The organism is Coprobacter sp. (assembly GCF_982436375.1).
This window is the reverse complement of the sequence record NZ_CEWDCG010000185.1, coordinates 1-6164: the sequence shown is the minus strand read 5'-3', so window position 1 is coordinate 6164 and position 6164 is coordinate 1. Positions and strand designations below refer to the sequence as shown.

Genomic DNA, 6164 nt, shown 5'->3' with positions numbered 1-6164 from the left:
CATATTTATGCTAATTATCGTTAACCGTAGTCAGTTTTCGTATTATAGTTCATAATTCAACAAGTTTTGCCATTAATACCCGGCGGACAATGAGTACATTATTCGCAAAAGCCATAAATATAATTTTGTATTTGTGATTTTTTAAACGGCTGCAAAGGTACTGCTATTTTCTCAAACAACTGTATAAATGTTATATAAAAATAAGAGAGGTTATAGATATTTTCTATTGTTGGAAAGTCCGCATCGAACATTGCCCGTTCAGATGAGCATTCGGCTCTATTACTAAGGTCGTAACCGTAATATTTCCTTCCAGAAAAGAATTTGACTTTAAAACCAAAGTATCTGCTACGACTATATTGCCGCATACAGTACCCATAATTTCGGCATTGACAGCTTTTATATCTCCCTGTACACGTCCTTGCTCTCCGATAATGACTTTTCCCTGACAATCGAGATTCCCTTGAAGAATTCCGTCTATACGAATGTCTGTAGAGGCCGAAATGTTTCCCGTAACAGTCGTCTCTACAGTTAGTGCGCTGTGCGCCATACCGGTAGGTTGGTTTTCTTTAGCCATATTTATATCTCTTCTATGATTGCAAAATTACGATTTCTGATGAAAAAACAATCCGTACCAGATAAAAACTTTTATAAATAAATCGGTTGGGGTTGTTTGAATTGAAGTGCCGGGGCATGGAAATTGATAGAAAAGTGTACTTTTGTGATAGTCTTTAAATAAAACAAATATGAATACGTTTGTAGAGTTGAGAAAAGTTCGTTGTTATGCTTATCATGGTGTCGCTGCGCAAGAGCGATGTGTAGGAAATGATTATGAAATATATGTTAAAGTAAAATATCCTTTTAAGGATGCTATGGAGACGGATAATTTGGACGCAACACTCAACTATGCCCAATTGTATGAAATTATTTATCGAGAAATGAGAATTTCTTCTCATTTGTTAGAGCATGTTGCGGGGAGAATCATACGTGCGATACAAACAGAGTTCCCTCTTTCTGAGGGAGGGATATTAAGCATTTCAAAACAAAAACCCCCTATATCCGGAGATATAGAGGGTGCATCTGTTATTGTTGAATGGTAAACTATTAGAATAAGATACCGTATTCTGACATAAATAGATCGAGTTTAATGTTTTTGTTCTCGACCTGCAGTTTATTTTAGATTTAGTTTTTTTGCAATATCTTTGGGTATGGCTTTTTTGTTAACTACCATATTCATGGTTTTATAAAGGACATACGGCTCTGATGCGTAAAAAAATCCTTTATATACACCGCCATCGCCCCATGAATTTTTAACTTTATAATAAGTCGTTCCGTTTTGATCGATGGCTTTTCCTACGATTTGCATACCGTGATCGTCGGTTGTTTCAAATTTGTCGTACGCAACTTGACGGAGCTCTTGGGTAATTTCTTGCTCTTTTCCCGGACCTTTCTGTTTTGCTGCTTTTCTTTCTTCCGGAGAGAGTTTTGTCCAACGGGCTTTTTCTGTTCCGGCTTCACTTTCGATCTTCTTTTCTTCAGGAATTACAGCATAACCTTTGTTGTAGTTGAATCCTTTTTCACTGACATCGGCTGCCCAAAAAATAGTATATCCATTATCTATGGTGTTATTTAAAATGCGGTCAAAGTCATTTAACGGAACATTGTACGATTCTCCCCATGCCCAGTTGTCAGGAACTTCTATTGCAAATGTCTCGTAGAATGGATGATGAGTGAAAGAGGTAAAAGATATGTAGTCGTCCATATTCAGACCGAGAGATTCTGCAAAAGATAGGGGTGTATATTCTTTTCCTTGATAAGTGAACTTTTCTGGAAATTTACCCAGATAAGCATCGAGAATTCCATTAAATCCTTCTTTCCATGCCGGTGTGATTTGCGATTTGCGATCGACGATAGTCTTAATATATGCAGAAAGTACGGCATCCAGTTCTCCGTGGTTGTGTTTTGTCGAACCGTAATTAAGTCCCGGGTATGCTTCTTCAGGAACTATTCCGTACTTTTTGATAATATTCATGACATCATGAGTCGCTCCTCCTGCACTGAAGTTTCCGGTTCCGTGCATACGTACATATTTCTCGGCTTTTTCTAAATATGTCATTCTGACTATAAACATTTCTGAAAGATCAACTTCAGGTTTACCTTGTCGCAGCATTTCGCTTTCTAAAAATGCCAGACCGGAAAAGCTCCAACATGTACCTGAACGACTCTGATCTTTTACAGGCGTGTATTTTGCGATCTTGGTGTCGGTAAATTCGTATCCGTCAGTTTTTGCTTTTTCTTTTTCCTTGTCGTTTTTCGGTTCTTGTGCCCAGCTGTAAGATACAAATAGCAGACAAAGAGAAATTGATATCAAATTTTTTATCATAACATATATTGGTTTTAGGTAAGCATAATATAAAAAGTCGGTCAAAGATAGTATTTCATTTTTGTATAAGAGGTTAAAATAGGCTGATTTTTCGGGAATATTCTTTTTATCTCTCTTTTTATGACTATTTTTGTTTTATAACTTATTGTACGATTATGATGCGATTATGCCTGTTGTTATTATGTTTTTTGACAATTGTTCCGGTTAAAGGGCAAAAAAAGATATATAGAACCGAAGTTTTTGATCCGTTGATCCAGACTTTACAAGTACGTGTAGAGAATGCGCCTTTATATCCTCCTATAATTTCTTTACAAAGTGATGATCGGATTATTGTTTCGTTTGACCAGTTTGTCGATGATCCGCAGTATTTGAGTTATAGCGTGATTCATTGTAATGCGGATTGGACTCGTTCGGGTTTGTCTGAATTAGAATATTTAGATGGTTTTAACAACCGTCCGGTGGAGTATTCAGAAATGTCTCTCAGTACGTATAGGAACTATATTCATTATAAAATTGTACTGCCGAATGAATCGATGAGGTTCAAAGTTTCCGGGAATTATGTGGTAATCGTATATCCCGAAGATGAGCCAGATAAAGTACTGTTGCATGCGTGTTTTTCTATTTCTTCAGATCAAGTATCGGTGCCTTGTCGCATCTTGACAAAAACAGATATCGATTATAATAAGGCTCATCAACAAATAGAGTTTAATGTACAATATCCTCATTATGATATTCGTAGTCCGCAAACTGAATTGAAGATTTATGTCTCGCAGAATAATCGTCGTGATAATGAAGTGCTTATAACACATCCGCTCTATGTCAAATCCAGAGAGTTGGTCTATGCTCATAATAAGGACCTTATTTTTGAAGCAGGAAATGAATACCGTCGTTTTGAGATGGTAACGACGAAGTATAAAGGAATGAGAGTAGCCGAACTGCGTTATTATGATCCGTATTTTAACGTGACGCTTTTTCCGGATTTCCCGAGGGCTGGAAAAAATTATCTCTATGACCAAACTCAAAATGGACGGTTTACGATCCGCGAGAGCGATGCGGTTGATAGTGACCTTGAAGCAGATTATTTTATAGTTCACTTTTCTTTGGATTATGATAAACCGTTATTGGATGGCAATATTTATTTGGAGGGAGAGTTTACACATGACTTGTTTAATGATCGGAGTCAAATGATATATAATCCGGATACTCGTCGGTATGAAAAAACTCTGTTTTTAAAACAAGGAGCATATAATTATCAATACCTCTATTTACCTTTCGGACAGATGAAGGCGACTCCTTCTCTTATTGAAGGGAATTATGTGGATACTAAAAATGAATATTTGATTAAGGTTTATCATCGAGTGCAAGGAGAACGGTATGACCGTTTGATCGGGATAGGACGTTGTATTCTTTAATGGCGTTTAAAGTTCGGTTATGTGTTTATTGCCATAGAATATTAAAGAAAGATATCAATTGTCTGAAGATGATGTTTCTCTTCTTTTTGAGAATATGGAGTAAATTACATTTTCTAAAAGAGATATTATACAGAAAGAGGGACGGCTGAGCTTCTATCTTTATTTTGTGGAAAGAGGTATTGTGCGCAGTTTTATATCAAGAGAAAACAAAGATGTGACGATATATATAGTTGCGGAAGGAGATACTTCTCTGGATTCGGTGGGACTGACTGAAATTTTGAACTCCAAATTCTCGATAGAGGCTATCGAAGATGTTGTTCTTTGGAGAATACATAAAAAACAATTAAAAAGTTTGTGTAGCAATTCTGTAGTTTTTGCTAATTTTTGTAGGCAATTATTGGAGACTCAGATGAGGGAAATCGAAGTTTATTGGACTGAATATTACTGGATGGACAAGAAGGAACAGTATAAGCTTATGCTGAAACGGCAACCTGAAATTTTTCAACGGATTTCACTGAAAGATATAGCTTCTTATTTAAATGTTACTCCACAATCATTGAGTAGAATTAGAACCTTGATCGATTAATTATCTTATGGTAAATACTTCATATTAGATACTTGTTATTTTTGTCTCCGAAAATTTAAATTTGGAGAATAAGATGATGAAAGGTTATTTATTTTTAATTATTGCGATTATTTTAGAAACGATAGGAACATCTTTACTTAAAGTATCCGACCAATTTACAAAATTGTTTCCATCTCTCGGTGCGATAATAGCTTATATCGGGTGTTTTTATATTTTGAGTTTGTCCCTTAAAACGATTCCGATAGGTATTGCTTATGGAATTTGGGCAGGGGCAGGTATCGTGTTGGTTATGCTTGTCGGTTTTTGTTTTTTTTAACAGATTCCGGATTTTGCGGCAGTATTGGGAACGATACTTATTATTTCCGGAATAGTAGTTATTAATGTTTTTTCAAAAATGGGGATTCATTAAATTTGTTTTGAATCTGTTTAGACTAGTTCTTAGCTATAATATTATTGCTAAATTGTTTTTTTGACATAATAAACCATTTTATTCTTTTTTAGTCTGTATTTAATGTGAATGTAATTCGTTGATTAACCTGTTTCGAATTATTTTGAAACAGTTCTTATTATTCTGCGAAAGTACAGAAAGGTACTATATTTCATTGTGGCTATTATTTTGTCTAACTATTAAATATAAATTTATGGGTTCATCAAAACTTTCTTCGGAGACAGAAAGAATTGTCTTTCTCGATTATTTACGAGTATTTGCCATGTTTTTGGTATTTGGCGTTCATGCATCGGAAAGTGTTTATTCCGATGGTACGTTAAATTTTTTATTTAAAAATGAAACTGACAGACTCAGTGTTTCATTTATGAGTAGTTTTTCTCGTTATGGCGTAGATTTGTATGTGATGGCATCAGCATTCCTTTTATTACCGCTTAAAACAGACAGTAAAACATTTTTTAAACGGCGTTTTACTCGGGTTGTCATCCCTTTTATTTTTTGGTTATTGATGTATGCGTTTTTGCCCTGTTTATGGGGTGCATGTGATGTTGCGCAATTGAAGGATTATCTCGTACAATTATGTGTAAACACGATTCCGCCAGCTAACCATTTGTGGTTTATATATATGCTTATCGGTCTTTACATGTTGATGCCAATCTTGTCTCCGTGGCTTAAACAGGTGAGCCGTAGAGGAGAAGAGTGTTTTCTGTTAGTATGGTTATTAACGACGGTGATTTCTTTTATTCATGACCGTTTTGGCTATATGTATGGAGAGATGCCCGGATATCCTTACGGAATGTTCTATTACTTTTCCGGATTTATCGGATTTTTGGTATTAGCTCATTATATCCGTAATTATGTGAACTGGTCGATGAAAAAGACTCTGATTATTTCTATCCCGTTATTTTTAGCCGGTTATGCTATGTGTGTATATTCTTTTTATAACCGTTCGTTTTATGTCGATTGTGTCGAAGATTTGGAACATGGCTGGGATAATACCGGTATGGCAACAGTTATGATGGCTATCGGGGCATTTATGTTAATTAAAAAGATTACATATTCCAAAGGATTTCTTTATAAGTTGGTAAAAGATATTTCTCTTAAAAGTTACGGTATGTATTTGGTGCATATGATGTTTCTTCCGTTTATATATGCTTATTTAAGTTCTGTGTTACCAACTCCTTGGACGATATTTCTGTCGGTTTTAATTACTTATGTTGTAAGTTATTTAGCTGTAAAAATAATTTCATTTATTCCAAATAGTAAATATATTATTGGGTAAACGAGAAATGGGAGGGACAAGATCGTTCCTCTCTCTTTTTTTATGATAATCATTTTTGC

Annotated in this window: 6 protein-coding genes and 1 pseudogene; 5 read left to right on the top strand and 2 right to left on the bottom strand. The window is 35.2% G+C overall.

Features of this window, described 5'->3' with window-relative positions:
* Positions 1-223: 223 nt before the first annotated feature.
* Complete coding sequence (locus AC1WHX_RS09855) at positions 224-574, bottom strand: bactofilin family protein (RefSeq protein WP_303116073.1); 351 nt, start codon at positions 572-574, stop codon at positions 224-226.
* Positions 575-743: 169 nt separating this feature from the next.
* Between AC1WHX_RS09855 and folB the strand changes: the two genes are divergently transcribed.
* Positions 744-1097, top strand: a complete 354-nt coding sequence (gene folB, locus AC1WHX_RS09850) for a dihydroneopterin aldolase (protein ID WP_122303951.1) — start codon at positions 744-746, stop codon at positions 1095-1097.
* 71 nt (positions 1098-1168) lie between these two features.
* On the opposite strand, the gene AC1WHX_RS09845 is transcribed toward folB, so the two are convergent.
* A complete protein-coding gene (locus tag AC1WHX_RS09845; protein ID WP_122303952.1) occupies positions 1169-2380 on the bottom strand; it encodes a C1 family peptidase in 1212 nt (403 codons plus the stop codon).
* Positions 2381-2535: 155 nt separating this feature from the next.
* Here AC1WHX_RS09845 and AC1WHX_RS09840 point away from each other — a divergent pair, with 155 nt between their 5' ends.
* The 4 genes and pseudogenes from AC1WHX_RS09840 to AC1WHX_RS09825 all read left to right on the top strand — a co-directional run bounded on the left by AC1WHX_RS09840 (position 2536) and on the right by AC1WHX_RS09825 (position 6105).
* The gene (locus AC1WHX_RS09840) at positions 2536-3792 is read left to right on the top strand and encodes a type IX secretion system plug protein (RefSeq protein WP_122303953.1); all 1257 of its coding nucleotides are present in this window, start codon (positions 2536-2538) and stop codon (positions 3790-3792) included.
* 103 nt (positions 3793-3895) lie between these two features.
* Entirely contained in the window at positions 3896-4378 is a 483-nt protein-coding gene (locus tag AC1WHX_RS09835) for a Crp/Fnr family transcriptional regulator (RefSeq protein ID WP_303116094.1), read from the top strand.
* 76 nt (positions 4379-4454) lie between these two features.
* A pseudogene (locus tag AC1WHX_RS09830) lies at positions 4455-4787 on the top strand (DMT family transporter).
* A 232-nt stretch (positions 4788-5019) separates the two neighbouring features.
* Entirely contained in the window at positions 5020-6105 is a 1086-nt protein-coding gene (locus AC1WHX_RS09825; RefSeq protein ID WP_122338124.1) for an acyltransferase, read from the top strand.
* Positions 6106-6164: the final 59 nt, after the last annotated feature.